The organism is Thermoleophilum album (assembly GCF_900108055.1).
Taxonomy (GTDB): domain Bacteria; phylum Actinomycetota; class Thermoleophilia; order Solirubrobacterales; family Thermoleophilaceae; genus Thermoleophilum; species Thermoleophilum album.
On record NZ_FNWJ01000002.1, the window covers coordinates 133,803 to 160,674 of the forward strand.

Here is a 26,872-nt window from a genome sequence, read left to right on the forward strand (position 1 = left end):
GGGAGGTTTGCGATGGCACGCGAGGCACTGGTCATCGTCGACTTCCAAAACGACTTCACGCCCGGCGGTGCGCTGCCGGTGCCTGATGGCGATGCAATCGCCGACCGTCTCAACGAGCTCGCGCAGGACCCGCGCTTCGATCTCGTGATCGCCACGCGCGACTGGCATCCCGAGAATCACGGCTCGTTCCGGGAGCAGGGGGGTCCCTGGCCGCGGCACTGCGTGCAGGGCACCGAGGGTGCCGAGCTGCACCCCAAGCTCGACCGCTCGAAGATCGATGTGATCATCGACAAGGGCCAGAACCCCGACACCGCTGGCTACTCGGCGTTCGAGAACCCCGAGCTCGAGCGCATCCTCCGTGAGCACGGCATCGAGAAGCTGACGGTGGTCGGTCTCGCCACCGACTACTGCGTCAAGAACACCGCTCTCGACGCGCTGCGCCGCGGCTTCCAGGTGGAGGTCGATACGACCGCGACGAAGGGCGTCGATGTCCAGCCGGGCGACTCGGAGCGCGCGCTAGAGGAGCTCCGACGGGCGGGCGCCGAGATCGCTGCCGGTAGCGCGAAGGGCGCCGTCTAGCCGGTCCTCGGTGAGTTGACGCTCGCTGGCGGGCGTCGACGCCGGCGCGCCGAAGCGGCGCGGTGTGGCGCCGAGTCGCTGCGCGTAGTCGACACCCCAGGCGCGCAGCATCACGATCGCCTCGTCGTCGGCACCGGTGGCCGCCGAGCGCCGCCCGAGCGAGCGCGCGAGGTCGGCGATCGCGCGCACGACGAGGTGGCGGGTGCGGCTGCGAGCGAGCCCGGCGACCAGGTCGGGATCGATCTTCAGGTAGTCGAACGGCAGGTGCTCGAGCGCTCGGAACGACCCGAAGCCCGCACCGAAACCACTGAGGCCGGTTTCGATCCCGAGGTCGCGGAGGCGCCGTGCGACCAGGCGCGCGCGGTCAGCGCTGGCGATCGCGGCGCTCTCCGGCCACAGCAGCGCCAGCCCGCGCCCGTCGGTGCCGGCGTCGCGCAGCGCCCGCTCGACGAAGCTCGCGAACTCGCCGTCGGCGAGCGATTGCGGGGAGAGCTCGAGCTCGAAGGTCGGCGCGGGCTGCGACGCGCTGGCGGTGCGCCGCGCCTCGGCGAGCATCTCGAGGGCTTTGCGAACTGCCCAGCGGTCGATCTCAGCCGCTAGACCGAAGCGCTCGGCGGCTGGCATGAAGGCGGCCGGTGGCACCAGCTCGCCCTCGTCACCAAGCATCCGTACGACCAGCTCGGCGCGCGGCGCGAGTTGCGGGGCGAGCGGCTCGAGCGGCTGAACGAGCAGCTCCAGGCGACCGTTGTCGATCGCCCGGCGCAGGCGCTCGCCCCAGGCGAGGCGCCGAGCTACGGCGCTGCCGTCGCCGGCGGCAGCGGTTGTGCAGACGGTGTTGCCGCCCCGCTCCTTGGCTTCCCAGAGGGCGCTTTCGGCGGCCACCAGCAGCTCGTCGGCGAGCGGCGGCGCACCGGCGAAGGCGGCCGCGCCGATGCTCGCGGTGAGCCTCAGCGGGCGACCCGCAAGCTCGGCCGCGCCCAGCGACTCGAGCGCCTCCAAGAGGCCCCGCGCGACCGTTTGCGCCTGCGCTAGGTCGCAGCGCGGGAGCAGCACAGCGAACTCGTCGCTGCCGGTCCGCGCCGCAATGTCGGTCGCCCGCAAGCGGCGCCGGAGCGCGTCGGCGATGCGCGCCAACAGCTCGTCCGCTGCCTCGTGGCCGAGCGCGCCGTTCAGGTAGCGGAAGCCGTCGATGTCGATCGCGAGCACCGCCGCGCCGCTTCCGTAGCGGGCGGCGGCGGCGAGTTCGCGCTCGAGCTCCTCGCGGAAGCGTTTGGCGTTGAACAGGCCGGTGAGCCCGTCGTGGTCGGTGAGGTGTTGCAGCTGCCCCTCGAAGCGCCGCCGCTCGCTCGCGTCCTGCACCCAGACGATCAGGCGCTGCGCGCGCCCGTCGGCAAGCGGTGCGGCGACGACCTCGGCCTCGAGTTCGCGCCCGGCGGCGTCGACCAGCCGCTGCGTCCAGCGCTCGGCGCTGCCGCTGGCCGCCCGAGCGAGCGCCTCGCGCAGTTGTTCGGCGTCGTCGGAGGCGGTGACTGCCGCCAGGCTCGAGCCGGCCAGCTGATCAGCGGGATAGCCGAGCGCTGTTGCGAACGCCGTGTTGGCGCGCAGGATCTGGCCGTCGGCGGCGACCAGCGCGATCCCCAGCGGCGCGTGCTCGAAGGCGGCGTCGAAGCGTGCGCGTGCCGCCCGTTCGCCGCTCTCGCGCTGGCGCAGCGCGCTGAGGTCGTCGAGCCACACCACGCGGTAGAGCTCCTCGCCGGAGCCGTCACGCACCGCGATGCCCTCTCCGGCGACCGGCACCGTCGACCCGTCGGCGCGCCGATGCTCGACTTCCCAGCGCACGTAGCCGGTTTTGCGGACCTCGCGGTCGAGGGCCGGCAGCAGCGCGGCGTGGCGGGGGGTAGCGAGGCTCGCGAAGGGCCGCCCGACGAGCTCCTCGGCGCGCCTGCCGTGCAGCTCGGCGAAGGCCTTGTTGACCTCGGCGATCCGTCCGCTGCCCGGCTCGACCAGCGCCGCCGGTCGGCGTGTGCGCTCGAAGCTCGTGTGCCAGCGACGGCGGATCCGCTCGGCCCGCGCCAGCTCCGCCTCGGCGTGCGCGGCGCGCTCGGCGTGCGCGGCGGCCTCGCGCGCCAGCGTCTCGGCGCGAGCGGTCGCTTCGGCGAGCTGGCTTTGTGTGTTCTGAAGCGCCCGATCGGTCTCCGCTAGCCGCGACTCGCTGGCGAGTCGTCGCGAACGCTCCTCGCCGAGCTCCCGCTGGAGGGCAGCGAGGCGAGCGCGCAAGCGCTCGATCTCCTTGGCGTGCCGCTCCGCCTCGCTCTCCGCGCGCTCCAGCCGCGCGCGGTGGTCGAGCAGGGAACGCTCAGCCGCGGCGACGGCCCGCTCGAGCCGTTCGCGATCGGCGGCCAGCTGTGCCCGGGTGCGCTCGAGTTCGGCGCGCAGGCGCTCGCACTCGCCCTCCGCACGCGCCAGTTGCGCGCCGACCGCTTCGCGCTCCGCGGCGAGCGTGCGCAGCCTGCGGGCGGCGTCGGCGAGCTGTGCGGCACGCTCTTCGCCGAGCCGCTCGAGGCGATCGATGCGCTGAGCGGCGACCTGACGCTCGCGCTCGAGCTCGTCGAGGCGGGTGCGTAGGCGTGCCCGCTCGGCATCGCTGGTGGCGAGCGAGCCCTCGAGTTCGCTGATGCGCGCCGCCAGCTCTTCGGCCCGCCGCGCGACGCGGTCGCGGTCGTCGAGGGCCGCCGCCAAGCGCTCGGCCAGCTCTTGACGGCGCGCGCTGAGCTCGGCGGCCTCGGCGCGTGTCTGTTCGAGTTCGCCGCGCGCCCGCTCGTGCGCGTGGCGGGCGGCGGCGAGTTGGGTGAGCAGGCGGTCGCGTTCGTCGGCGAGCGCGCTGCGCTGACCGGCTAGCTGGTCGCGCTCGGCGCGCAGCTGCTGGTGCTCGCTTTCGAGCTCCTCGTACTCGCCGCGCAGGCGCTGGTGCGCGCCGCGCAGCTGGTTGTGCTCGCGGTGCAGCTGGTCGTGCTCGCCGCGCAGCTGCTGGTGTGCGGCGGCCAGCTCGGAGCGTTCGCGCGCCAGCGCCTCGCGCTCGCGGAGCGCTTCGATCAGGCGCGTGCGCAGCTGCTCGACGATCGTCCGCACGCGCGCGAGTTCGTGCTCGAGGGCGCGCAGCGGTCGCAGGTCGCTGATCAACAGTTGGCAGGCGACCCGACCGCTGCCGGGCGCGACGCGGATCGCCACCGGCAGGCGCGCGCCGTGCGCCCCGGGCAGCTCGGTGCGTAGCTCGGTTTGCGCGTTCGCGCCGTCGTCGCCGGTGCCGGGCAGCGCGAGCGTGCCGAAGAGGTCGCCGAGCGTGCGCCCGAGCGCGCGCTCGCGGGGATGCCCGAAGAGTCGCGTCGCCGCGGGGTTCCAGTCGCAGATTCGCCCTTGCTCGTCGAGCGCGATGCACGCTTCGTGGCTGTGCGCAAGCAGCGCGCGCAGGCGCCCTCCCCGCTCGCCGAGGGCCTGTCGCAGCAGCCGCTCGCGGGCAGCCGCGATGCTGCTGGCGGCCGCCGCCACCAGGCCGGCGGCGAGGAACACCTGCAGGCCGCGCACGCCCGCTTCGGGTGGGGCGGCGGGGTTGGCGAACGGGCCTTGACCGGATGCGGTGAGGAGTGCTGCAAGCACGCTGCCGGCCGCTGCGCAGGCGGCGAAGGCGAGCGCACCGAACCGCCACGCGAGCGCCAGCGTGAAGAGCAGCGGCAGGCTCGCCGGGAGCGCGTTGCGGAAGCTGAGGGTGGTGGGTTCGGCGGCGAAGACCAAAAGGCCGCTTGCGACCGTCGCGCCGCTGAGCGCCGCGAGCACCCCGAGCGCGCGCCGGTTGGCGGGATCGGCGAGCGCCGCTCGGAGCGCCGTCCGCAACGCCGCTAGCTGCGCGGCCGCCGGGCGCGCCTGGGCCCGCGGCCAGAGCGCGACGGTGCTGGCGGCGAGCGGCCCGAGCGAGGCGACTCCGACGACGTCGGCCGACCACCACGAAAGCCAGGCGTCGAGCGGGTCGCTGCCGTAGGCGCGCGCGGCCGCGAAGGCGCCGGCGATCGCCGCCAGACCGCAACCCGCGGCGGTCGCTACGGACAGTTGGGCGAGCGGGGCGAAGCTGGGCTGGAGCGCGCGGGGCGAGCCGGCGAGGCGGCGCCCGAGGAGCGCTACGGCCACTGGTGCGGCGGCGCCTGGCAGCCCAAAGGCGAGGGCCAGCGCGGGGGCGGTGCCGGCGAGCAGGTTGGCGCCGACCGCCCCAACGAGTAGCCCGCCAAGTGCCGGCGGCCAGCTGCGCGCGGGGAGCGCGTAGAGCGCGCCGGCGGCGATGCCAGTCGCTGGCCAGAGGGTGGCGGTCCCCCCGCTCGGTTCAACCAGCGCCTGACCGAGGCGCGCGGCGGCGAGGTAAACGGCGGCGTGAGCGGCGGCGGCTAGGAGGGTCCGGACCGCCGGGGCGGTACGTGCGGTCACGTCCACGGTGTCGGCGTTCGCGACCAACTACTTGAGCCCTGCAACGCGGAGCGCCCAGCCGGCGCGCCGGCGGTCTTCGCGCGGCCCGACCGCGGCGTGCCCGAAAGCCGCGGTGGCCGCCCATCCGGTTGACGTGGCTAGACGAGCTTGAGCTCCTCCCTGAACATCGCCTCGCCCTCGAGCGTGCGATGGACGGGGCACTTGGCGACGATCTGCATCAGTCGCTCCTGCTGCTCCTCGCTCAGGTGGCGGGGCAGCTTGACGGTGATGTCGAAGCGCGTCGGTGCACCCCGCTGCGCGGGCTCGAATTCGACCTCGACCTCGACGTTGCCGACGTCCCAGCCCTTCCGTTTGGCGTACATCTCGAGTGTGATCGCGCTACAGGAGGCAAGCGCGGCGGCGAGGAGCTCGAGGGGTGTCGGGCCGGTGTCGTGGCCGCCGTTGGTGGGCGGCTCGTCGGCGAGTAGGCGATGTTGTCGTACCAACACCTCGTGCTGGTAGGTCCCGTCAAGCCGTTTCGCCACCGCTTTCATCGCGCTGCTACCTCCCGCTGATCGGTCTTCTCCAGAGACTCTGAAGGGCACGGCGCTCAGCCGCGCCCTTCGAACAACTGCGGTTCCGGTTCGTCAGCGAAGCGCGCCATCGCCCAGAGCAGGTCGGACGCGCGGTTCAAGAATGCGAGGACGGTCGCGTCGTCGAGTTCGCCGAGGGCTCGCAGGGCCGCGACCCGTCGTTCCGCACGGCGCAGCACGGTGCGCGCGAGGTCGAGGCGTGCCGACAGTTCGCTGCCGCCGGGAATTACGAACTTGGGTGGCAGGTCGACGCGCCCCATGTAGCGGTCGATCAGCTGCTCGAGCTCGGCCACGGCGCTCTCCTCGATCCGTGAGACGCCCGGCTCGAGCCGTGCCGCAGCTTCCGGTGCGGTCGCTAGCTGGGCGGCGACTACGAACAGTTGGCGCTGCAACCAGAGGATGTCGCGGTAAAGCTCGGAGTTTGGCTCGCAGGCGGCGCGGCAGAGGCCGAGCGCCGACCCGGCCTCATCGATCGTGCCGTAGGCCTCGGGGCGCGCCGAGTGTTTGGGCACGCGCCCGCCGTACCAAAGGCCGGTGGTGCCGTCGTCGCCTTTGCGGGTGTAGATCTTCATGCGCGGAGCGGTGCGTGCGGTCGCTGCTTGACGCTAGCGCTCACTCGTAGAGCGGGTTGAAGACCAGGCCGGTCGGCACCTTCGGGTAGAAGAAGGTTGATTTCGGCGGCATCGGCACGCCGGCCGCGGCGATCTCGCGTACCTGCTCGATCGGCGTGGGCCGCAGCAGGAAGGCGACGTCGGCCTCGCCGGTGGCCACGGCCTGCAACGCCCGCTCGACGCGGGGGGTGTAGGAGATGCCGCGCTTGGCGGCGATGTCCTGCTCGTTCATGGCGAGCGCCCCGCGCAGGATCAGCTGCTCGAGGATCCCAGCGTCAAGCTCGCGCAGCGCCGCCGGCAGGTCGGTGAGTTCGCGCGCAGCGCGCGCGCTGTCGAGCGTGGCGATAACGGTGCGGCCGACGCGCGGGTCGATCACGCCGAAGCGCCCGACCACGCCGTTGCCGGCCGCGCCGGGCCAGGGCGGGTCGCGCTCCTCTAGCTGGAAGAGCAGCTCGAGGCGCGCCCAAAGCGCCGCGCGGCGCTCGTCGTCGAGCCCGGAGAGGAGTCGGTGGATCGGGAACACCACGAGCCCCGGGTCGGAGAGCGGGCAGAGGAACATCAACGTGTAGCGGTGGGGTCCTTCGCCACCCACTTCCTCGGCGTAGGTGCGCGCGGTCTCGTAGCGGTGGTGGCCGTCGGCGATCAGCAGCTCGCTGCTGGCGGCGGCGGCAGCCAGCTCGTCCGCGAGCGCCAGGTCGTCGACCCGCCAAACCGCGCTGCTGGTCTGGTCGTGTTCGACGAAGCGCGCCACCGGCTCCTGCGCGGTGGCGCGTTCGAGCAGCGCGCGGGCTTGGCCGTCGGGGTCGGGAAAGACGCTGAAGACGGGGGAGAGGTTGAGGCGGGTGGCGCGGGTGAGGCGCAGCCGGTCTTCTTTGGGGCCCGGTTGGGTGCGTTCGTGGGGGCGGATGCGCGAGCCGGGGGCCCGTGGGTCTTCTACGCGCACGCGCGCGAAGAAGCCGGTGCGGGTGCGCAGCTCGCCGTCGGGGCTGGTGAAGCGCTGGCGGAGTACCCAGACGGTGGCTTCAGGCTCGCGCACGAGGATGCCCTCGGCCAGCCAACGCTCGATCGTGTGGGCGGCTTCGCCGTAGGGGTCACCAGTGGCGCGCTCAGGGTGGTCGGGATCGTCGTGGGGGAGGTCGATCGCGACGACGTTGCGCGCGTTGCGGGCGAGCAGGCTGCGCCGCCACGCCGGGTCGACGACGTCGTAGGGGGGTGCCACGAGTTGTTCGAGCGGGCCGGCGACCTCCGGGTCGTAGCGGATCGCGGCGAATGGCTGAACGTCGGGCATGCGGGCTGGACCCTAGCGCCGCTAGCGCGAGCGGCGCCGCTTAGGGGCGGGGGCGAGCCGTAGACTTGGAGCGCGCCGGGGCGTAGCTCAGCCTGGTAGAGCGCGCGCTTTGGGGGCGCGAAGTCGCCGGTTCGAATCCGGCCGCCCCGATGTCGAGCGCACCGCTTGGTGCGCCGAGCGGTGCACGGATCGGTGCCTCGGCCGATCAGTGCACCGACCAACGAGCCCCCGTAGCTCAGCGGATCAGAGCGAGGGACTTCTAATCCCTAGGTCGCAGGTTCGAATCCTGCCGGGGGCGCTTAGCGCTTAGCGGCGATGTTTTCGCGAGCGGGACGGTGACCGAAGCCACCTTCGGCTAGTCACTGCTGGCCCACGCCGCGGCTCTCACAACCCGTAGCTTTCGCAGGCGTACCCGTCGCCGTCTGCGTCGAGCCCGGCAGCGCAGAGCGAGGAAACCACCGCTGTTACCGCGACCCTCGTGTTAGGCAACTTCGCTCAACCAAATCGTTACCCATTTGGCGCAGTCGAAACTCTTCGCGCGAATCCGGCATCCGCAGCGGCCGCGCCGCTCTGCTACCCCCGGGACCGACGCGACCCGTCGCCGGGCATGTCCGCTGCTAGCGTCGGGAGCTGCAAGGTTCGTCGAAGGGGGAGGGAGGGACAGTCACCCGCGTCGAGACCGGCGGTGAGGTGGCGGCGCTGCGCCTCGCCGGCCAGCCGGTGCTGGTGATGTCGACGAACGCCGGGCCGCCCACCCGGCCGAACCCGTCGATCTCCTTCTTCGTGCGCTTCGACCCGGCGCTCGTGCCCGACGCTCAGGAGCGGCTTGAGCGGATGTGGGGTGAGCTCGCGCGCGGCGGTGAGGTGCTGATGCCGCTCGACGAGTACGCCTACAGTCCGCTGTACGGCTGGGTTGAGGACCGCCACGGCGTGTCGTGGCAGCTGTTCACCACACCGCCCGGCGCCGATCCGCGGCCCACGGTGATGCTGTCGCTGCTTTTCACCGCCGCCGACGGCACGGCGGCCGATGCCGGCGCGTTCTACCGCAGCGTGTTCCCCGGCTCGCAGGAGGGGTTCATCGCGCGCCTTGCCGACGTGGCGCCGCAAGCCGCCGCTAGCGACGCGGTCAGCCAGGGCGGGGGTGGCCGAGAGGTGGGCGACCAGGCGGCGGGCGACCAGGCGCGAGACGACCAGGCGCGAGGGGACCACGCGCAAGGCGACCACGGTTCCCCGCAGCGCGTTATGTACTCCGACTTGCGCCTCGGCGAGACGTGGTTCGTGGCGATGGACGGGGGGCGCGAGCACGGCTTCGCGTTCAACGAGGCGGTCTCGCTGATGGTGGAGTGCGACACCCAGGAGGAGATCGACCACTATTGGGAGGCGCTGTCGGCGGTGCCGGAGGCGGAGATCTGCGGCTGGTGCCGTGACCGCTTCGGTGTTACGTGGCAGGTCGCGCCAAGCCTGATGCACGCCGTGCTGGAGTCGGGTGACCCAGGCCGCGTGCTCCGCCACGTCGAGGAGCTCCAGAAGATGAAGAAGATCGAGTTGGAGCCGCTGCGCGGGGTGTAGAAGGAGCGGCGGCCTGAGCGGTCGCGAGCTACCTCGCCGGTTACGCGCTAGCTGAGTGCTCGCGAGCTACGCGAGCGGTCGCGGGCGGAAGGCGGTTAGCGCGGTCACTTGACGGCGCGCGGTCAGAAGGCCGCACCTCGCGGCGACGTATTACGCGAACAGGGGAGCCTGGTGGCGATCAGGAGGGGTGCTTGACAGGCCCAATGCACGCGCGACAGGATGGGTTCCTACTCGGGATCGAGCGCAAGCTGTGGAATGTCCCCAACGCCCTGCGCGGATCCATCGACGCGGCGTATTACGAGTATGAGTACGGGCACGTGGTGCGCGAGATCAGCTTTGGCCAGGACGCATTCGACGCTTTCGCGGAGCACGGCGTAAAGCTCGAGCCCGCGCGTGACCAGGGGGCCGATCGCGAGCACCCTATGAGGACCGGGGCGCCAACATCTTGTGGCTGCCGCCCGAGGCCCGCTGGTCCCACCTGCAGAAGAGCGCCCGCCAGCCCACCATCGGCCGCCTCGTAGACGACGCGATGACGGCCGTGGAGCGGGACAACCCCTCCCTCAAGGGGGTGCTCCCCAAGGACTACGCCCGCCCCGCGCTCGACAAGCAGCGCCTGGGGCAGCTCATCGACCTCGTCTCCAACATCCACCTCGGCGGGGGCGACAACCACGCCCGCGACATCCTGGGACGGGTCTACGAGTACTTCCTCGGCCAGTTCGCGAGTGCCGAAGGCAAGAAAGGTGGGGAGTTCTACACCCCGCGCTGCGTCGTCAAGCTGCTTGTCGAGATGCTGGAGCCTTACAAGGGCCGCGTCTACGATCCCTGCTGCGGCTCGGCCGGGATGTTCGTGCGGTCGGTGCGCTTCGTGGAGGCACACGCCACAGGCAACGGCAACGGCGGTCGCGCGCGAAGCGACATCAGCATCTACGGCCAGGAGCTGAACTACACGACCTGGCGGCTGGCCAAGATGAACCTCGCCATCCGCGGCATCGACGGGCGGATCGAGCAGGGCGACTCGTTCACGAACGACCGCTTCCCCGACCTCAAGGCCGACTACATCCTGGCCAATCCGCCGTTCAATATGAAAGCTTGGGGCGGCGAACACTTGCGAGAGGACAAACGATGGAAGTTTGGCGTGCCACCGGTCAATAACGCCAAGTTCGCCTGGGTGCAGCACATGATCCACCATCTGGCGCCCACGGGCTACGCGGGCTTCGTGCTCGCCAACGGGTCAATGTCCTCCAACCAGGCGGGCGAGGGCGAGATCCGCAAGAACATCATCGAAGCCGACCTGGTGGACTCCACGGTGGCCCTACCCGGTCATCTCTTCTTACTCCACCCAGATCCCGGCGTGCCTCTGGTTCCTCGCGCGGGACAAGAACAACGGACGCTTCCGCTACCGCCGCGGCGAGATCCTCTTCATCGACGCCCGCAAGAGGGGCAACATGGTGGACCGCACCCACCGCGAGCTCAGCGACGAGGACGTCCGCAATATCGCCGACACTTACCACGCCTGCCGCGACGAGAGGGACGCGGGCGAGTAGCGGAACGCTCCCGGCTTCCCCAAGAGCGCCACGGTGGAGAGGGTGCGCAAGCACGGCCACGTCCTCACGCCCGGCCGCTACGTCGGCGCTGAACCAGCTGAGGACGACGGCGAGCCGTTCGAAGAGAAGATGCAGCGGCTCGTCGCGCAGCTCCGCGAGCAGCAGGCCGAGGTCCCAAGACTCGATGCGGTGATTGCCAAGGACCTAGGAGAGATTCGCTATGGCCACTGATGCCCTGCTCCGCGTCAGGCGCGAAGAGGTGCTCCGCATGGCTGCCAGATCTGGCGCGCGCAGCGCCGGCCTGTTTGGGTCCGTCGGCCGCGGCAGGGCGAGCGGCGACAGCGACGTCGACCTCCTCATGGCGTTGGAACCCTGGCGGAGCATGCTCGATCAAGGTTGCCTCGTCAACGAGCTGGAAGAGCCCCTTGGCCGGAAAGTTGACGTCATCTCGAGGGCGGTATCTACCGGGTCTTGGGGCGTCGCATCCTCCAAGAAGGCGCGTCTGCTGTGGCCAAGGGGCCGCGTGTGTGCCTCACCTAGATGCTGGAGTGCATCCAGGAGATCGAATGCTTCACTGCGGACGAGCGGGAGCAATTCTTGCGTGACGAGATGCTCCAGGACACCGGCCTCCGCAACATCGAGCCCATCGATGCGGCGGCCAAGGGAGACGACCCGTACGGAAGAGGGCATCCGGAGGTGCCGTGGTGGCTTTGGACGAGGTAAGTTCGATCGACGAAATGAATCAAGACCAGCTGCGCGGAAAGATACTGGAGTCTTTGAGAGAGCAGGGCTTCGAGATCCGGGGCGACGCTCTCGTTCCGCCAGACCCGACTGATAAGGAAGGAATAAGACAGCTCCATGCCGAAGCGGTTCGCCATCGCATCGCTAAGGCCAAACCAAGCCTGAAACGCCACGAAGATCGCCTACTAGGCTTCATTGCGGCGGGAAGCGAGGTTGTTCCGAACAGCATCTGTCCGCGGTTGGTTCTGGTACAGTCGGGATCAGAGGCAGAGCTTCTGTTCAGGTATGTGTGCCTTCATTGGAGCATCCCGGTGTCTGCTGGCTATGGGCGGCGGTTGCGGTTCCTCGTCTTCGACGACTCCAACGGCAAGCTCATCGGCCTGTTCGGCCTTGGCGATCCGGTCTTCAGCCTCGGCCCGCGAGATCAGTGGATCGGATGGGGGTCCAGCCAAAAGAAAGAGCGCCTGCAGTCCGTCATGGACCTGTTCGTGCTCGGTGCGGTGCCGCCTTATTCACAGCTTCTCTGCGGGAAGCTGATTGCACTCCTTGCGACCAGCCGCGAGGTTCAACAGGCCTTTCGCCAGAAGTATCACGGCAAGCGATCCCTCATCAGCGGAAAGGCCCTGGACGGGCGGCTCGCACTTCTGACCACCATCTCCGCACTGGGGCGGTCTTCCCTCTACAACCGCTTGACGTACCGTGGGGAACTGGTATTCCGGAGCGTGGGCTTCACCCGAGGCTCGGGGGAGTTTCAGTTCAGCAATGGCTTGTACGAGGATTTGCGGCGGCTGGCAGTGGAGCATTGCCAGGCAACCGCCAAGCACGTGCGGTGGGGCAACGGCTTTCGAAACAGGCGGGAGTTGCTGCGCAAGGTGCTCCCCCTCATCGGGTTGTCGCGGGAGCTCGTCTATCACGGTGTCCAGCGCGAGATCTTCGTGGCGCCCCTTGCCAGCAACGCTGCGGCGTTCCTCCGGGGCGAGAGCCACCGACTGACGAGCTACGACCGCACGGCGGACGACTTGTTCGCGTGGTTCAAGGAACGGTGGCTTCTGCCGCGGGCCGCCCGCGACGATGCATACCGTGGGTTCGATCCAGAGACCTACCGGTTGTGGAGGCTTTCATGACGGCAAGCAACAGACCCGCGGACCACACCCCGTTTGCCGATCTGCCGGCCGCCCTGGTCGAGGAGGTGCTCGAGAAGACCGCCGAGGTGGCAGATGGCCTGCTCGCCTCGTTCCAACAGGTCAAGGCCGATCGTCAGTCGCTGCGCAACCAGCTAACGAATTCGGGTCTGGTGATGGGGGAGTCCTCGCTCGGTTATCCGCCGCTACCGACGACCTGTGCCACGGACGGCTCCTATGCCATCGAGCGTCTGCTGACGACCGATCTGGCCGCGGCTGCGGCGGTTGCAGTGGAAGGGCTCACGCCGCCTTCGGAGAAGCGACACTGGGCGCTGCCTCACCACAAGACGTTCGTCGCTGCTGAGCCTCACCTGGAGGACACGGCGACCGTGCTCCGCGCTGTGATGCTTGGCGAGGAGCTGCGCTTGGCCGCGAACGCACCCCACGACCTCGTGATGATGGACGGCACGCTGACCCTACCCATCATCTACTTCAACCAGGCGCTGAACACCGCGCCAGATGCGAAGCAGCTGCGCTGCGCCGAGGAGTTCCTCGGGCACTGTTCCGAGTATCTGGAGGCCTACCTGGTTCTTTTGCGCTCGGAGCGATCGGATAAGCATTACGCCGCTCTTCCGAAGTACTCGACTCGCCGGGAAATCGGGCGGAAGCTCGGGTGGCCGCCGATGTATGACGATCGAGGAATGCTCACTATCCTGCTCGACCCCGGCGAGCTCACGACGCCACTCCAGCTGGAGCACCCACGCGACAGCAAGGGCGATGTCACCTGGCATCTGAACACAGGTCGGCTTCCGGTAGACGCGAAGAAGGAGGCAACTGACCTCTCGGGCGAGATCATCTCCGCGCTGGAGGCGGTGTGCGTGTTCTACTACAAGCCCCATTCGTGGCTCCCTGCCCTTCGGGTGGAGGTCGCTGGAAGTGTGGCATCGAACACTCAGCGTCTTGCGACGGTCATCCAGGGACTCAAGCACCAGACCGCAACTCCCTCCATGCTCGAGCCCTATCCGCTTTACCTGGCCGATCGCACCGCGAAGGCCCTCGCTCGGGCCTTCCCGGCATTCCGGCAGGTGACAACCCAGCGGGTCTCGGAACAGTACAAAGGCGACATCGGCGAGGTGTTCTTCGCGATGCACGGCTACCGAAGCGAGACGGGGAGATAGTTCTATGCCGGAGGAACGCAAGACTCTGGAACAGGTCGTTGACGAGGCGGAGCGGCTCGGCGTCGTCGGCTCACCATCGTCGACGGCGCAGCTGGCGCTCGACATCCTCGGCTCGGCAGTCACACGCAAGCTGGTCGGTGAGCTAGCACTCCTGCGCTTCACGCAGGACGCAAGCCCGCACTACGCCCTCGGGCAGATCACCGAGGTTCAGTTGCGGAACATCTGGCATGAGGACCCGACGATGCGCAGCCTCATCCGCCAGCGTGGCCGGGTGGACGCGGTCAGCGAGCGCCAGGACACCCACTTGGGCCAGATGGTGATCAGCGCCGTCTTCCGACAGGGTGGTTCCGGTGGATACGAGCCAAGCATCCTTGGCACCGTGCCTGCCACGGGCACGCCAATACACCTGGTTAGCGATGCGATCCTGGATGAGTTGCTACGCCCCTACCGGGATCAGATTTTCTACCTGGGTCACGTCTACGGGTCGAAGCCGCGGCTTCCCCTTTGGTTCAAGCACTTCGGACAGGGACCCGACGGAGCAGGGGAGGCGTACCACCTCGGGATCTTCGGCAAGACCGGGTCGGGCAAGTCGGTGCTCGCGAAGATGATCCTTCTCGCCTACGCGCGCTACCCGCAGATGGCGCTCCTCGTCATCGATCCGCAGGGCGAATTCTCGCGGGACCTGAAGAAAGGGGGCGCGAGCGGCGAGTTCCCGTTGCCCGTGGGAGATGTCGCTCGCAAGCTGGGAAAACAGCCGGTCGTCCTCACGGTGCGCAACTTGGTGCTGGACCGTTGGGAACTATTCGAGCAGATCCTTTTCGAATCGCTCTTCTTCGAGCGGCTGACGATTCGAAAGGGCGAGAATCGCGAGCTGGCCTGCGGCATCCTGGTGGAAAAGCTACAGAAGGCCGAGGTCAAGCTCGTAGACCTTCACGAGCGGTCGTCCTTCGATCGAGCCTGGCGGATTCTCCAGGATGACAAGGTCCAGAGGGTTTTCTATCGCGCGAAGGAATCTCGTGATCGATTCGATACCGCATTGCATGAAGCTAACCCAAATGAATTTTTCCGCGATTACTGGGGACCCGTGGCGGAGCTGTTCCGCGAGGACCGTCCTGGAGCCAGGAGCATCAAGAAGGCGTTGGCCTGGCTGCTCGACCTGAACGCCACGAATCGGCGGATTCTGGTCGTGGACCTGTCTAAAGAGCAAGCCAAGGGCCTCTTCTGGAATGAGAAGATCCAATCCCTCGTCATAAAGCGACTGCTAGATGGGCTCGCCCAGACAGCAGAGCACTTCTACAAGGAGGGCCAGAGCCTCAACGCGCTCGTCGTCATTGATGAAGCGCACCGACTCGCTCCTCGCGAGCTCCCGCGCGAGGATGAGGCTGCTCGTGGAGTCCGCGGCGTGCTGATCGACGCCGCGCGGACGACGCGCAAGTACGGCCTCGGGTGGCTCTTCATCAGCCAGACGCTGTCGAGCCTGCACCCCGAGATCTTGCAGCAGCTACGGATCTTCTTCTTCGGCTTCGGGCTCGGCCTGGGGCAAGAGTTCCAGTCGCTGCGCCAGCTTGTCGGCTCTTCCGGCACGGCGCTCGACCTGTACCAGCTTTTCCGCGATCCGCACTCGGCCTTTGACACGGCGAGCCGCCAGTACTCGTTCATGACGATCGGACCGGTGAGCCCGCTCTCCTTTTCGGGAAGCCCGCTGTTCCTGAACGTCTTCAACACGGTGGAGGCCTTCCTTGAGGCGAACCGCCTGGAAGCCTGAGCACATGAGAGCCATAGGTCAGGGAAACACGGCCCGGAACGACAGGCGCTGCGAGCACGGTGTGCCGCCGCTGGGCAACGCGAACTTCGCCTGGGTGCAGCACATCATCCACCACATGGCGCCCGCGGGGCTCGCCGGCTTCGTCCTCGCCAACGGCTCGATGTCCGCCAACCAGTCCGGCGAGGGCGAGATCCGCAAGAACATCATCAAGGCCGACTCGGGGACCGCGCGGCCAGGTCGCCAGGCAGTGCCTGTAGGGGCGACCAATGGCCGCTGACAAACCCCACTACCACGGCCACCGGCAGCGCCTCCGCGATCGGTTCGTGAAGTCCGGCCTCGCGGGTTTCGCGGACCACGAGGTGGTGGAGCTGCTGCTCACCCTCGCGATCCCGCGTTCCGACGTCAAGGAACCGGCCAAGGCGCTCATCGCCCGCTTCGGAAACCTCCGGGGCATCCTCGATGCTTCGTTGGACGACCTCCGTGCGGTACCCGGGATCGGGAGCGTGACCCCGGTGGCCCTCCACATCATCAAGGCAGCGGCGACGCTCTACCTCCAGCAGAGCAGCGAGGGTCAGGACTCGCTCGCGGATCCCAGCCGGCTCGCGTCGCTCTGGCGGATGCGCATCGGCTCGCTGCCCAACGAGACCTTCGAGGTGGCCTACCTCGATTCCGCATACCGCCTCCTACGAGACGGGATCGAGCGACTCGAAGAGGGCACCATCGACCGCGCAGCCGTGTATCCGCGCCGGGTCATCGAGGCCGCGCTGCGGCGGGGGGCGTTCGGCGTCCTCCTCGCCCACAACCACCCAAACGGCGCGGTCGCCCCGAGCGAGCACGACAAACTGCTGACCCGTGCGATCGTGCTCGCAGCCGAAACCGTCAGCCTGCGGGTCATCGACCATCTCATCGTCTCGGCCGACGCGTCATTCAGCTTCAGGGAGGCCGGGCTTCTGTGACGATCGCGCCCGTCATCCTCAAGCACTACCCGAGGTTGAACGACGTACAGCGGGAGATCGTCGGACATCTCGACGGGCCCTTGCTCGTCATCGCCGGCCCGGGCTCGGGCAAGACGCACAGCATCGTGCTGCGCGCATTGAACTTGCTCCTCCTCGAAAAGGCCCAGCCGCGCCAGATCGTTCTGTGCACGTTCACCGAGAAGGCGGCGCTCGAGATGCGCGACCGGCTCGCCGCCGCTGCCCGAACCGTCGGCTACGAAGGCGACCTCTCCGAGCTGACCGTCTCGACGATCCACGGCTTGTGCAACCACATCCTGACCCAGCACCGACACCGTACGGACCTGGGCCACAACTACGAAACGCTCGACGAACTGACCCAGCTGCTCTTCATCTTCGAGCACTTCGACGAGATCGTCGGTCCCGCCGAGAATGGTCTCTTCCTTGGGCGCTGGAGGACTCGGTGGACCGCCATCGAAGGGGCGCGCGCGTACTTCGACAAGATCACCGAAGAGCTGATCGAACCCGAACGTCTCCGAGACGCCACCGCCCCGTTCATCCGAGCCATCGGCGAGGCCTACCTCCGCTATGAGCGCGCCCTCGTCGAGGCGAATCGGACCGACTTCGCCCATCTCCAGCGGTTCGTGTACGACCTGCTGCGGGACCCGGCGACCGCCGATGCCGTGACCTGCGACCTTCGTTACATCCTCGTCGACGAGTACCAGGACACGAACTACATCCAGGAGCAGCTCCTCCTGAAGCTGACCGAGAAGAGCCGGAACCTCTGCGTCGTCGGCGATGAAGACCAGAGCCTCTACCGCTTCCGCGGCGCGACCGTTCGCAACATCCTCGAGTTCCCCCAGCGCGTCCCCGACGCCCGTGTCCTCAAGCTCACGACCAACTACCGGTCCCACCGGGCGATCGTCGAACGCTACGACCGCTGGATGGCCTCGTGCGACTGGTCGAACCCCAACGGTCCCTGGTTCCGGTACGACAAGACGATCCGAGCGGACACCTATACGTGCCACCCGGAGTACCCCGCGGTCATCAGCATCTGGGGCCGAGACCGGCGGGACGAGGCGACGCGGTTCGCCGACCTCGTCGCCTTCCTGAAGTCGGGCGGCGTCATCACCGACTACAGCCAGGTCGCGCTGCTCCTCCACAGCGTCAGGGAGGAGCACAGCGGCCCATACCTCGCGGCCCTCGAGGCGAAGGGCATCCCCGCCTTCTGCCCCCGCGCCCGCGCCTACTTCGGGATCCCGGCGGTGCGAGACCTCGTTGCCTGCTTCGCGGTGATCCTCGGGTGGCACGGCGACGGCCGCGGCCAGGTCGCGGGCGCGGTGGCGGACCTGGCCCGCTACGTTGACGACGCGATCGTGGCCCTCGCCCGGCGCTTCGCCGCGCCGCATCCGCTCGCTGAGGCACTCCGCCGCTGGGCCGAGGAGATCGCCGGCCTCCGCGAGGGCGAAACCCTCGACCTACGGCTCGCGGATTACTTATACCGCCTGCTCGCCCTCGAGCCTTTCCGGAGCGCCGTTCGCAACGAGAACACCGCCCGCACCCTCGCGATCTTCTCGCAGCTCCTGAACGTCTTCCAGACCTACTACCACTACACGGTCATCACGCACCGCAACCGCGAGGCGCTCCGCCTGCACTTCTTCAACAGCTTCCTGCGCCTGCTCTACGACGGCGGTATCAACGAGTACGAGGACCCGGACCAGCCCTTACCCAAGGGGCACGTCCAGGTCATGACCATCCACCAGGCCAAGGGACTCGAGTTCCCGGTGGTCGTGGTCGGTTCGCTCTCCAACCAGCTGTCGAGCCCGAAGCAGGTGGACCGCGATCTCGGGCCCTTCTACCATCGGCCCCCCTTCGAGCCCGCGAGCCGCATCACGCTCTTCGACCGGATGCGCCTGCACTATGTCGCCTTCTCGCGCCCCCAGAAGCTGCTCGTGCTCACGGCGCACGAGAAGCCGAAGGACCACTTCGCGCCGATCTGGGAGGGACTTCCTCAGTGGCCCTACGTCCAAAAGGAGCTGCTGGCGGCGCAGCGCTTCGAAGCGCGGGAGCGGATGCCGGTGAAGAAGAGCTACAGCTTCACCGGTGACCTCAAGATCTACGAGACCTGCCCGCGCCAGTACCAGTTCTTCCGGGAGTACGACTTCACGCCCTCGCGCTCCGCGGTGATCTTCTTCGGCCTGCTCGTCCACCAGGCGATCGAGGAGATCCACCGCATCGCTCTCGACGGCAGGCTCGACACCCTGGACGAGCACCGGATCCGGGAGCTCTTCGACCGGACCTTTCGCTTCCTCGCTCTTACCGATGTCCGCCCGATCGGCGACGCGGCGAGGGCGGCCGCGTTCGAGCAGGTCATGAACTACTTCCGCCAGAACCAGGACGTGATGCGCCGGGTGGTCCAGACCGAGGTGGACGTGTCGCTGGAGAAAGAGGGCTACATCCTGCAGGGCAAGGTGGACCTCCTGCTCGGCGGCGACGGCAAGCTCGAGCTCCTCGACTTCAAGACCTCGCCGCGGCCGAAGGACAGTCCCGAGCTCATCGCCGCCTACGAGCGGCAGCTCTGCACCTACGCGCACATCCTGGAACGGCGCCACGGCCGGCGGGTGGACCGGCTGCTTTTGTACTGGACGTCGGAACCGCGCAAGGAGGATGCGCTCATGGTCCTGCCCTACGACCCGGCGCGGGTCGAGGAGGCGGGGCGGCACTTCGACGAGGTGGTGCGACGGATCCAGGCCCGCGAGTTCGCGGTGACGACGCCGCCGGAGGCGGCGATCTGTCAAGAGTGTGACCTCCGGATGCTCTGCCGGAGCGAGAACATCATCATCGGCAGCGACTGAGGAGGGCAGGCGTGGCGAAGATCGAGATCACGAAGACCGAGCTGGTCTGGCCGGGCAAGTACAACGAAGACGGCACCCTCAAGGAGGTGCCGCGGGTGAGCCTCCCCTTCCAGGTCATCGAGCGGGTGAACGAGAGCCGGGCCACCCGCGAGTCGAAGAAGGGCGGCGTCCAGCAGACGCTTTTCGACGTGTGGGAAGGCAAAGAGGGCGAGACCTTCGAGGAGGGCTGGCGCAACAAGCTGATCTGGGGCGACAACCTGCTGGTGATGGGCTCGCTGCTTGAGAAGTTCGCGGGCAAGATCGACCTCATCTACATTGATCCGCCGTTCGCGACGGGCGCGGACTTTTCCTTCACTGCCCCTATCGGTGAGGAAGGGGAGGAGGTTTACAAAGAACAGTCGGTGCTGGAGGAGAAGGCGTACCGGGATACGTGGGGGCGGGGCATACAATCCTACCTCTCGACGATTTATGACCGCCTTGTGGTTATGAGGGAACTCCTATCTGAACATGGGACGATCTACGTGCATTTGGGCTACAAGATCATGCACTACGTGAAGTTGATGATGGATGAGATCTTTGGGACCGAGAATTTTGTAAATCAGATTATTTGGTTCTATCCAGACACCCCAGGAAGGACAGAGAAACGTTTTAATGCAAAACATGACGTAATCTTGTGCTACAGCAATACAACCAATTACGCATTTTACGCAAACAGTGTGCGAGAAGAAATTCTTCTAGAAAGTAAGGAGCGATATAAAAGCCCCAGGGTATTAGGTGGACGCTCTTATGTAGGTGGCAAATCTGCTGAGATTGGCAAAGTTCCAGAAGATGTATGGCGTATTCCTGCCGTAAAGGGGACTACTGTTGAACATATGGCCTTTCCCACCCAAAAACCCGAACGCCTCCTTGAGCGCATCATCCTCGCCTCCTCCAACCCCGGCGATCTGGTCGCCGACTTCTTCTGTGGCTCCGGCACCACGCTGGCGGTGGCCGAGAAGCTCGGCCGGCGCTGGATCGGCTGCGACCTCTCCCGCTGGGCGATCCACGTCACCCGCAAGCGCCTCCTCGACATACCGAACTGCAAGCCCTTCGAGGTCCTGAACCTCGGCAAGTACGAACGCCAGTACTGGCAGGGCGTGACGTTCGGAGACAAGAAGGACAAGTCGGTCGCGGAGCGTGCCCTCTACGAGTACCTGGCCTTCATCCTCAAGCTTTACGGCGCCCAGCCGGTGGCAGGCATGGCGCACCTGCATGGGAAGAAGGGCAAGGCCATGGTTCACATCGGGGCGGTGGACGCGCCGGTGACGATCGACGAGATCGAGCAGGCACTGAATGAGTGCGTCGCGCTGAAGCAGTCGGAGCTACACGTGCTTGGCTGGGAGTGGGAGATGGGCCTTGCGGGCCCCAACAACGACCGGCGCCGCGGCGGTGTAATGCACGAGGTTGCGAGGCAGAGGGGCGTGAAACTCCTCCTCCTCCAGATCCCGCGCGAGGTGATGGAGGAGCAGGCGGCGGCGAAGGGCGACGTCAAGTTCTTCGAGCTGGCGTACTTCGGCGTGGACATCCTGCGCCCGAAGCCGCGCACGGTGGCGATCAGGCTCACGGACTTCGCCTCGCCGAACATGGACGAGCTCATCCCCGAGGACATCCGGGCGAAGATCAAGAAGTGGTCGGACTACATCGACTACTGGGCGGTGGACTGGGACTTCCAGAACGACACCTTCATGCAGGGCTGGGTGGCCTACCGCACACGCAAGGAGCGCAAGCTCCCGCTCGCCTCCGACCCGCACACCTACGAGAAGCCGGGCACCTACCGTGTGCTCGTCAAGGTGGTCGACATCTTCGGCAACGACACCTCACAGGCCTACGACGTGGAGGTGACGTAGCCATGGCCAAGGCCGTCATCGCGTACGACAAGGACCTGCCGGAGATCCCGGGCCGCCGGCCATGGGAGAAGCCGACCCAGCACCTGATCAAGGACCCGGGTGCGCCGACCGGCTGGAGCGTCGCGGAGGGGCGGCGGCCGAGCCGGCTGCTGCTGGTCCCCAAGATCCGAGAGGCCGTGGACGCCTGGCGCGATGGGGGGTACCCGGGCGCATCGGAGGTCACCCGGCGGCTCTTCGAATACTGGTTCGAAGAAGACCACGAGGTTCCCGGCTTCAACGTCCCCTTCCGCTACTACTTCTGCCAGCGGGAGGCGATCGAGACCCTGGCTTGGCTGGTGGAGGTCGCGAACGCGCGTGACGCGCAGGAGCTGATTCGGTCCTACGCGACGACGTTCAAGAAGGACCTGCTGAGCGACAACATCACCTTCCAGACCACCATGGACGGTCGTCGGCAACTACGCCGCTACGTCCCGGAGCGTAACGCCGAAGGCGTGCAGGACCTCCCACCCGAGAATCTGCGCCGCTACGCCTTCAAGTTGGCGACCGGCTCGGGCAAGACCTGGGTGATGGCGATGGCCGTCGTCTGGTCGTACTTCCACAGGCAGCGCGTTTCAGGGTCCGACCTCTCGACCAACTTTCTGATCGTGGCGCCGAACGTGATCGTGTATCAGCGGCTCGAGAAGGACTTCGCCGCCAACCGCATCTTTTACGAGTTGCCGTTGATACCTCCAGAATGGCGAGGCGCGTTTTCGCTGAAGGTGATTCTGCGCGGTAAGGCAACGGAGCCCGATCCTTCCGGCAACCTGTTCCTCACGAACATCCAGCAACTCTACGAGTCGCGGGAGCAGGAGTGGACGCCTGCGAACGCCATCGAAGCGCTGCTGGGGAAGAAGCCGGTCAAGGACCTCGCTGCCTCCGGCCGGCGTTCCATGCTCGAACGGGTGAAGTCGCTTCGCGACTTGGTGGTGATAAACGACGAGGCCCACCACGTCCACGACCAGGATCTGGCCTGGAGCCAGTCCCTTCTCGCGGTTCATCAGGCGCTTCCCAACGGGCTTGCCCTCTGGCTCGACTTCTCGGCCACGCCGAAGGACCAGAACGGCATGTACTTCCCCTGGACGGTCTGCGATTACCCGCTCGCCCAGGCGGTCGAGGACCGCATCGTCAAGGCCCCGCTCATCGTCACCAAGGAGGACGACCCCAACCAGCCGAAGGATGATCCCGAGGGCGTCACCAAGGACAACATCGGCGAGAAGTACGGCTACTGGCTGCGTGCGGCGGTAGCGCGCTGGAAGGAGCACCACGAGGTCTACAGGAAGCTCGGCACGCGCCCGGTGCTCTTCATCATGGCGGAGAAGAACGCCTACGCCGATGCGATCGGCGCGTACCTGTGGAAGACGAAGGAGTTCGGCTTCAAGGAGTCGGAGGTCCTGGTCATCCACACCGACGCCGCTGGGGAGATCACCAAGAAGGACCTGGACAAGGCCCGTGAGGCGGCCCGTGACATCGACAAGGCCAAGAGCAAACTGAAGGCCATCGTCAGCGTGATGATGCTCCGCGAGGGCTGGGACGTGCGGAACGTCACCGTGGTGCTCGGGCTGCGGCCGTTCACGGCGAAGGCCGAGATCCTGCCCGAGCAAGTGATCGGCCGCGGTCTGCGGCTGATGACCCAGGTGAGCCCCGATCGCACCCAGACGCTGGAGGTGCTCGGCACCCGGAACCTTTTGAAGGTGCTGAAGGAACAGCTGGAGGCCGAAGGCGTGGGCGTCGGTAGTACGAGGAGCGACCCGCCACCGCCGGTCATCATCGCGCCGGTGCAAGAGCGACTGCAGTACGACATCGCGATCCCACTTACTAAACCCAGCCTCGCGTACGACATCCGCAAGCTCTCCGACCTCGACGTCGACACGCTGGACCCCATCTTCGATCAGACGGAGCTGGACGAGCCCTTCCGCGTGAAGCTCCGGCTCGAGTTCGCCACCACCGAGACCGAGGTCCACCAGGCCGACATCGCCGCCGGCGACCGGCCGCCTTCCGAGGTGCTATCCAGCATCACGAAGAAGGTCATCGACCGAGCGAAGCTTCCGAGCCGCTTCGCCGAGCTGTACCCGGCGGTGCGGGACTACGTGGCGAAGCGTTGTTTCGGCAAGACCGTCAACGTAGAGGACGACGCGCTGCGCTCACACCTGGCGCGCCCGGAGCTGCAGGAAGGGATCGCGAAGTACCTGGCCCGCAAGATCGCCGAGCTCACGATCGAGCGCCGCGCGATCGAGTTCGACAGGGCGGACTTCCGGCTCTCGGAGACCAAGCCCTTCAGCTGGCGGCGGAACCTGCCGCCCCTGGAGGCGGAGAAGACGGTCTTCAACTACGTGGCAACCTACAACGACTTCGAGCGCCGGTTCGCTGAGTTCCTAGACCAGGCAACAGACGTCGTCCGCTTCGCCTCCTTGGGCACGACCCAGCAGGGCGAGTCGGGCACCCAGTTCCGGGTCGACTACCTCAAGCCCAGCGGTGCGATCGGCTTCTACCACCCGGACTGGGTGGTGGTCCAGAGGACCCCTGCCGGCGAAGTCAACTGGATCATCGAAACGAAGGGTCGGGTCTGGGAGGGCACGGCAGCGAAGGACGAGGCGCTCAAGACCTGGTGCGAGCGCGTCACCGCCGCCACGGATCGCCCGTGGCGCTACGCCCGCATCGACCAGACCGATTTCGACAAGAAGCGCGGAGCCCAAACGCTCGATGACCTGGTTCGGTGACTCTGATTGTCCCCATCGCCGACGAGGCGCACCGCAGCCAGATGAGCCGGCACATCTGCGACGAGCTCTACAAAGCAGATCGTGCGTCTCCGCCCCGCATGGCACGCCGACGATGACGACAAGGGCGAAGTCAAGGTGGTGATGACGGCTCGGCCTCGGACCCTCCAGAGTGACAGCCCTACATCCGCACCAAGCAGCGCCGTGAGTTCCTCGCCAAGGGTTTCCGCGACCCCGCTGACCCCTGCAAGTTCGGCATCGTGCGCGCCGTGTGGATGAAGGGATTCGACGCGCCTTCATTGCACACGATCTACCTGGACAAGCTGAAGCCCACCTCTGGGCTGATGCAGCGGATCGCGCGGATCAACCCATCGCCCGAGTTCAACCCGGGTCTTCCGTACCAAGCCCGTGCACTGCTCGTTGAACACATCGGTCTCGCCCGCAAGCGGAAGACCGCGCTTGCCAACTACACCGCAAGCGGCGGTGCCGGAGTAGGCCCTAGCCCACCCTGCCGAGCCGCGCCCGGTCAGCGGCGCAGGCAGGGAGAACCAGGGATCTTCAACCACGCTCCCAGCCGTCGCTACCAGACCCTCACCTTGGAAGCGGCGCAAGCAGTCGAGGAGCCACCCACCCGCGCCCCAACCACCGTCAGCGCTCCGCCCCGTAGGTCTCGAGCATCGCCAAGTAAAACAGCGTGTGCTCCCATAAGTGGGGAGTTGCCGTGTAAGTCAAAACGCGGCCGCGCGTCACCCGCCAAGTCTCGCCCAACACATGGGTGTCGGGAGTCGCCTCCACGTGCGCGATCCAATCGATCCCGCGCCGCACGCGCGCCAGCTTCGCCGGGTCGTTGCGCCGCCAAAAACGCGCCAACGCAATCAACGCCTTCGACTCGTACAAACCAAACGTGCGGTCCGAAGCGGGCGCCCGGAAACTCGGCTCCAGCTCGCGCCAACAGTACTCCGCGTGATCGGCCAGGCGGGAACGGTCGGCCGGCGCGAGCTCCGCCGGCCACAAAGGGTACGCGCAGTACTCCACACCGCCCCCGTAGCTGCGCGCAGCGGGATCCCACAAGTGCTCGTCGATCGCCCGCTGAAGCTCCGCCGCCCGCGCCTCCCAACGCGCCGCATCCGCCTCCTCGCCAAGAGCCCGCGCCGCCCGCGCGGCGCTGCGCAACCCCAAGTAGGTGATCGCCGCACCAATGATCGTCTGCTGATTACCGAGATTCGCGAACGTGTCGTCCTCCGTCGCGCGGCACTGCAAACCGTTCAACGGGTCGCGGCAGGTCGCCAAAAAGTCGGCCGCCCGACGCACCGTCGGATACACCGAACGCAGCCACCCGCGGTCGCCCGTAGTCTCGAAGTGGCGGGTGAAATCCCAAGCCATGAAGCCCGTCTCATCGATCTCCCACGGAATCGGGCCGCCCACCACCCCGTCGGCGTAGTAGTTCATCGCCCAATTACCGGGCGGCACCCCCAACGAGCCGCGCGGCTGTCGCAGCTCCGTCGCCTGCGTCCGCACATAGAACGCGAGATGCCGACGCACAAGCTCGTGCAGCCGCGAGCGGTCGAGCGCCAAGTCGAAAAACGCCCCGTCGCGCGGCCAATCCTCGCCGTAAGGCGGCTGCGTCGAGATCGCCGCCACGATCGGGCCACGCCGATCGGCCGTCGTCACGACCAACGTAAGCGCCCGCCGCGCCATCTCGCGCAACACCCGGTCGCGCGTGCGTGGCATCGGCATATCGCGCAAAAGACGCGCAAGCCAGCGCCGCTTCTCCGCTGCCGCGCGCCGCTGCCCGAGCCGGCGGGCAGCGGCCAACTCCGCCAGCGCCCGCGTGCGCGTGGGGCCCGCCGCCACCACCAATTCCACCGCGTCGCGCCCCCGGCGCAAACGCAGCGGCACGCGCAGCGCACCCGTCGTCTGGCCGGTGTAGGCGCCCGAGCCGCTAAGGCGCCCGTCGGCCGCGTCGTCGTAAGCATCCTCCGGAGCGCCCGGCGGCAGGCCGCCCGGGGAGGCCAAACGGTCGCCACCCACCTGATGGCCGTCGCTGCGCCTGGCAAACGCCATCGCCACCGCCACCGACGACGGCTTGCCGGTCGAGGCGTCAACGCCCGACCGCTCGTGCACGATCGCGTCGGCGTCCGGCACGTAGCGGGCAGAGTCGTTGTTTAGCTCCTCGTTACAGAAGTCGAGGAGCGGTGCAGCAGGCAGCTTCGAGACCACCAAGTTGAAGTTCTCGAACGCAACGAGTGCCTGCGGACGCGCACGTCCCGCGGCGCGCACCTCGACCCTGCGGATCAGCGCGTCGACCCCGCGCGGCGCGACGTCGCGCACCACCACCCGCAGCCGCCGCGTCGGATCGCTGAACTCCGTAATCACCTCGTCACCGCGGCTCGTCGGGTAGCGCTGGCGCGAGCGCGGGAAATCACGCAACCACAGCGTCCGGCCGCCCACCACCACGCCCAAGAAAGCGCCCTCGTTCGGCTTCGCCCCGAGCAGCGGCAGCCGGCGGTCAACCGTGTAGTACTTGACCTGGTCGTAGTAGCTCGGGCTCGGCCAGCGCAGCACCGTCAACGTCGCTGAGCGGCTAACCCCCGCTGCTAACCGGCCGTTAGCGGTCTGGGCGTTGACGTCGGTCGGGCCCCAACCCTCAGCGTCAGCCGGCGCCGTTGGGTCGAACGCGCGCGCCACGCAAGGGAAGTTCGGACCGGTCTGCTCGCCCTGCGCGACTCGCGCCACCGCATCGCCGAGCGACGTGACCGCCCCCTCGGCGCCCGCCACCGCCGAAGCGGCCGACGCGACCGCCCCGTCAAGAGCAGCGCCGGCCTCGTCGACCGACGGCGCCGCTGCCCCCGCCGGCGCCAGCACCCCTGCCGGCGCTAGCACCAAAGACCCCGCCGTCGCTGCCACTGCCGCGGCGCAGCGCCAGCGCAAACGGCGGCCGCCAACCGTGCGGGCCCGACTCACCAGGCGGCTGCTTGGCCACCGAC

The 26,872-nt window shown here is 67.7% G+C and carries 16 protein-coding genes, 2 tRNA genes and 3 pseudogenes; 15 read left to right on the plus strand and 6 right to left on the minus strand.

Going from position 1 to position 26,872, the window contains the following annotated elements; all coding sequences use genetic code 11:
• Positions 1-12: 12 nt before the first annotated feature.
• Positions 13-579, plus strand: a complete 567-nt coding sequence (gene pncA / locus BLW41_RS06755; protein WP_093118849.1) for a bifunctional nicotinamidase/pyrazinamidase — start codon at positions 13-15, stop codon at positions 577-579.
• Here the strand turns inward: pncA and BLW41_RS06760 are convergent.
• From BLW41_RS06760 to BLW41_RS06775, 4 genes are all read right to left on the minus strand, one after another.
• A complete protein-coding gene (locus BLW41_RS06760; RefSeq protein ID WP_177169398.1) occupies positions 517-5,049 on the minus strand; it encodes an EAL domain-containing protein in 4,533 nt (1,510 codons plus the stop codon). The genes pncA and BLW41_RS06760 overlap by 63 nt on opposite strands.
• 137 nt (positions 5,050-5,186) lie before the next feature.
• Positions 5,187-5,582 (minus strand): OsmC family protein, encoded by a 396-nt coding sequence (locus tag BLW41_RS06765; RefSeq protein ID WP_093117605.1) that lies wholly within the window; start codon positions 5,580-5,582, stop codon positions 5,187-5,189.
• 56 nt (positions 5,583-5,638) lie between these two features.
• On the minus strand, positions 5,639-6,193 hold the full coding sequence (locus BLW41_RS06770; protein WP_093117607.1) for a cob(I)yrinic acid a,c-diamide adenosyltransferase: 555 nt from the start codon (positions 6,191-6,193) through the stop codon (positions 5,639-5,641).
• A 40-nt stretch (positions 6,194-6,233) separates the two neighbouring features.
• Positions 6,234-7,520 (minus strand): DUF1015 domain-containing protein, encoded by a 1,287-nt coding sequence (locus BLW41_RS06775; RefSeq protein WP_093117609.1) that lies wholly within the window; start codon positions 7,518-7,520, stop codon positions 6,234-6,236.
• Positions 7,521-7,596: 76 nt separating this feature from the next.
• Between BLW41_RS06775 and BLW41_RS06780 the strand changes: the two genes are divergently transcribed.
• The 3 genes from BLW41_RS06780 to BLW41_RS06790 all read left to right on the plus strand — a co-directional run bounded on the left by BLW41_RS06780 (position 7,597) and on the right by BLW41_RS06790 (position 9,089).
• Positions 7,597-7,670 (plus strand) — tRNA-Pro (locus BLW41_RS06780).
• Between the two features lie 74 nt (positions 7,671-7,744).
• A tRNA-Arg gene (locus BLW41_RS06785) sits at positions 7,745-7,818 on the plus strand.
• 392 nt (positions 7,819-8,210) lie between these two features.
• A complete protein-coding gene (locus tag BLW41_RS06790) occupies positions 8,211-9,089 on the plus strand; it encodes a VOC family protein (RefSeq protein ID WP_093117611.1) in 879 nt (292 codons plus the stop codon).
• 227 nt (positions 9,090-9,316) lie between these two features.
• Here the strand turns inward: BLW41_RS06790 and BLW41_RS10930 are convergent, their stop codons facing one another.
• Positions 9,317-9,508: a hypothetical protein gene (locus tag BLW41_RS10930; protein ID WP_177169399.1), complete on the minus strand. Its 192-nt coding sequence runs from the start codon at positions 9,506-9,508 to the stop codon at positions 9,317-9,319.
• Here BLW41_RS10930 and BLW41_RS06795 point away from each other — a divergent pair.
• The 11 genes and pseudogenes from BLW41_RS06795 (at position 9,419) to BLW41_RS06840 (ending at position 23,888) form a co-directional block, all read left to right on the plus strand.
• A pseudogene (locus BLW41_RS06795) lies at positions 9,419-10,864 on the plus strand (type I restriction-modification system subunit M). The gene BLW41_RS10930 and the pseudogene BLW41_RS06795 overlap by 90 nt on opposite strands.
• Positions 10,865-10,901: 37 nt before the next feature.
• Positions 10,902-11,072, plus strand: a pseudogene (locus BLW41_RS11450) (nucleotidyltransferase family protein); the annotation flags it as partial.
• 101 nt (positions 11,073-11,173) lie between these two features.
• Entirely contained in the window at positions 11,174-11,356 is a 183-nt protein-coding gene (locus tag BLW41_RS11090) for a ribonuclease HepT family protein (RefSeq protein ID WP_218138391.1), read from the plus strand.
• Positions 11,338-12,498, plus strand: a complete 1,161-nt coding sequence (locus BLW41_RS06805) for a Druantia anti-phage system protein DruA (RefSeq protein ID WP_218138306.1) — start codon at positions 11,338-11,340, stop codon at positions 12,496-12,498. Before BLW41_RS11090 ends, BLW41_RS06805 begins: the two co-directional genes overlap by 19 nt.
• Positions 12,483-13,673: a DNA double-strand break repair nuclease NurA gene (locus BLW41_RS06810; RefSeq protein ID WP_218138307.1), complete on the plus strand. Its 1,191-nt coding sequence runs from the start codon at positions 12,483-12,485 to the stop codon at positions 13,671-13,673. The genes BLW41_RS06805 and BLW41_RS06810 overlap by 16 nt, the downstream gene beginning before the upstream one ends.
• 4 nt (positions 13,674-13,677) lie before the next feature.
• Positions 13,678-15,438 (plus strand): ATP-binding protein, encoded by a 1,761-nt coding sequence (locus tag BLW41_RS06815; RefSeq protein ID WP_093117615.1) that lies wholly within the window; start codon positions 13,678-13,680, stop codon positions 15,436-15,438.
• A 22-nt stretch (positions 15,439-15,460) separates the two neighbouring features.
• Positions 15,461-15,655 (plus strand): annotated as a pseudogene (locus tag BLW41_RS06820) (N-6 DNA methylase); the annotation flags it as partial.
• Between the two features lie 49 nt (positions 15,656-15,704).
• A complete protein-coding gene (locus BLW41_RS06825) occupies positions 15,705-16,394 on the plus strand; it encodes a JAB domain-containing protein (RefSeq protein WP_093117617.1) in 690 nt (229 codons plus the stop codon).
• Positions 16,391-19,246: an ATP-dependent helicase gene (locus BLW41_RS06830; RefSeq protein ID WP_093117619.1), complete on the plus strand. Its 2,856-nt coding sequence runs from the start codon at positions 16,391-16,393 to the stop codon at positions 19,244-19,246. Before BLW41_RS06825 ends, BLW41_RS06830 begins: the two co-directional genes overlap by 4 nt.
• Before the next feature lie 11 nt (positions 19,247-19,257).
• A complete protein-coding gene (locus BLW41_RS06835) occupies positions 19,258-21,132 on the plus strand; it encodes a DNA methyltransferase (RefSeq protein ID WP_218138309.1) in 1,875 nt (624 codons plus the stop codon).
• Positions 21,133-21,134: 2 nt separating this feature from the next.
• A complete protein-coding gene (locus tag BLW41_RS06840) occupies positions 21,135-23,888 on the plus strand; it encodes a DEAD/DEAH box helicase family protein (protein WP_093117621.1) in 2,754 nt (917 codons plus the stop codon).
• A gap of 645 nt (positions 23,889-24,533) precedes the next feature.
• Here the strand turns inward: BLW41_RS06840 and BLW41_RS06845 are convergent.
• On the minus strand, positions 24,534-26,849 hold the full coding sequence (locus BLW41_RS06845; protein ID WP_143038648.1) for an alpha-L-rhamnosidase-related protein: 2,316 nt from the start codon (positions 26,847-26,849) through the stop codon (positions 24,534-24,536).
• Positions 26,850-26,872: the final 23 nt, after the last annotated feature.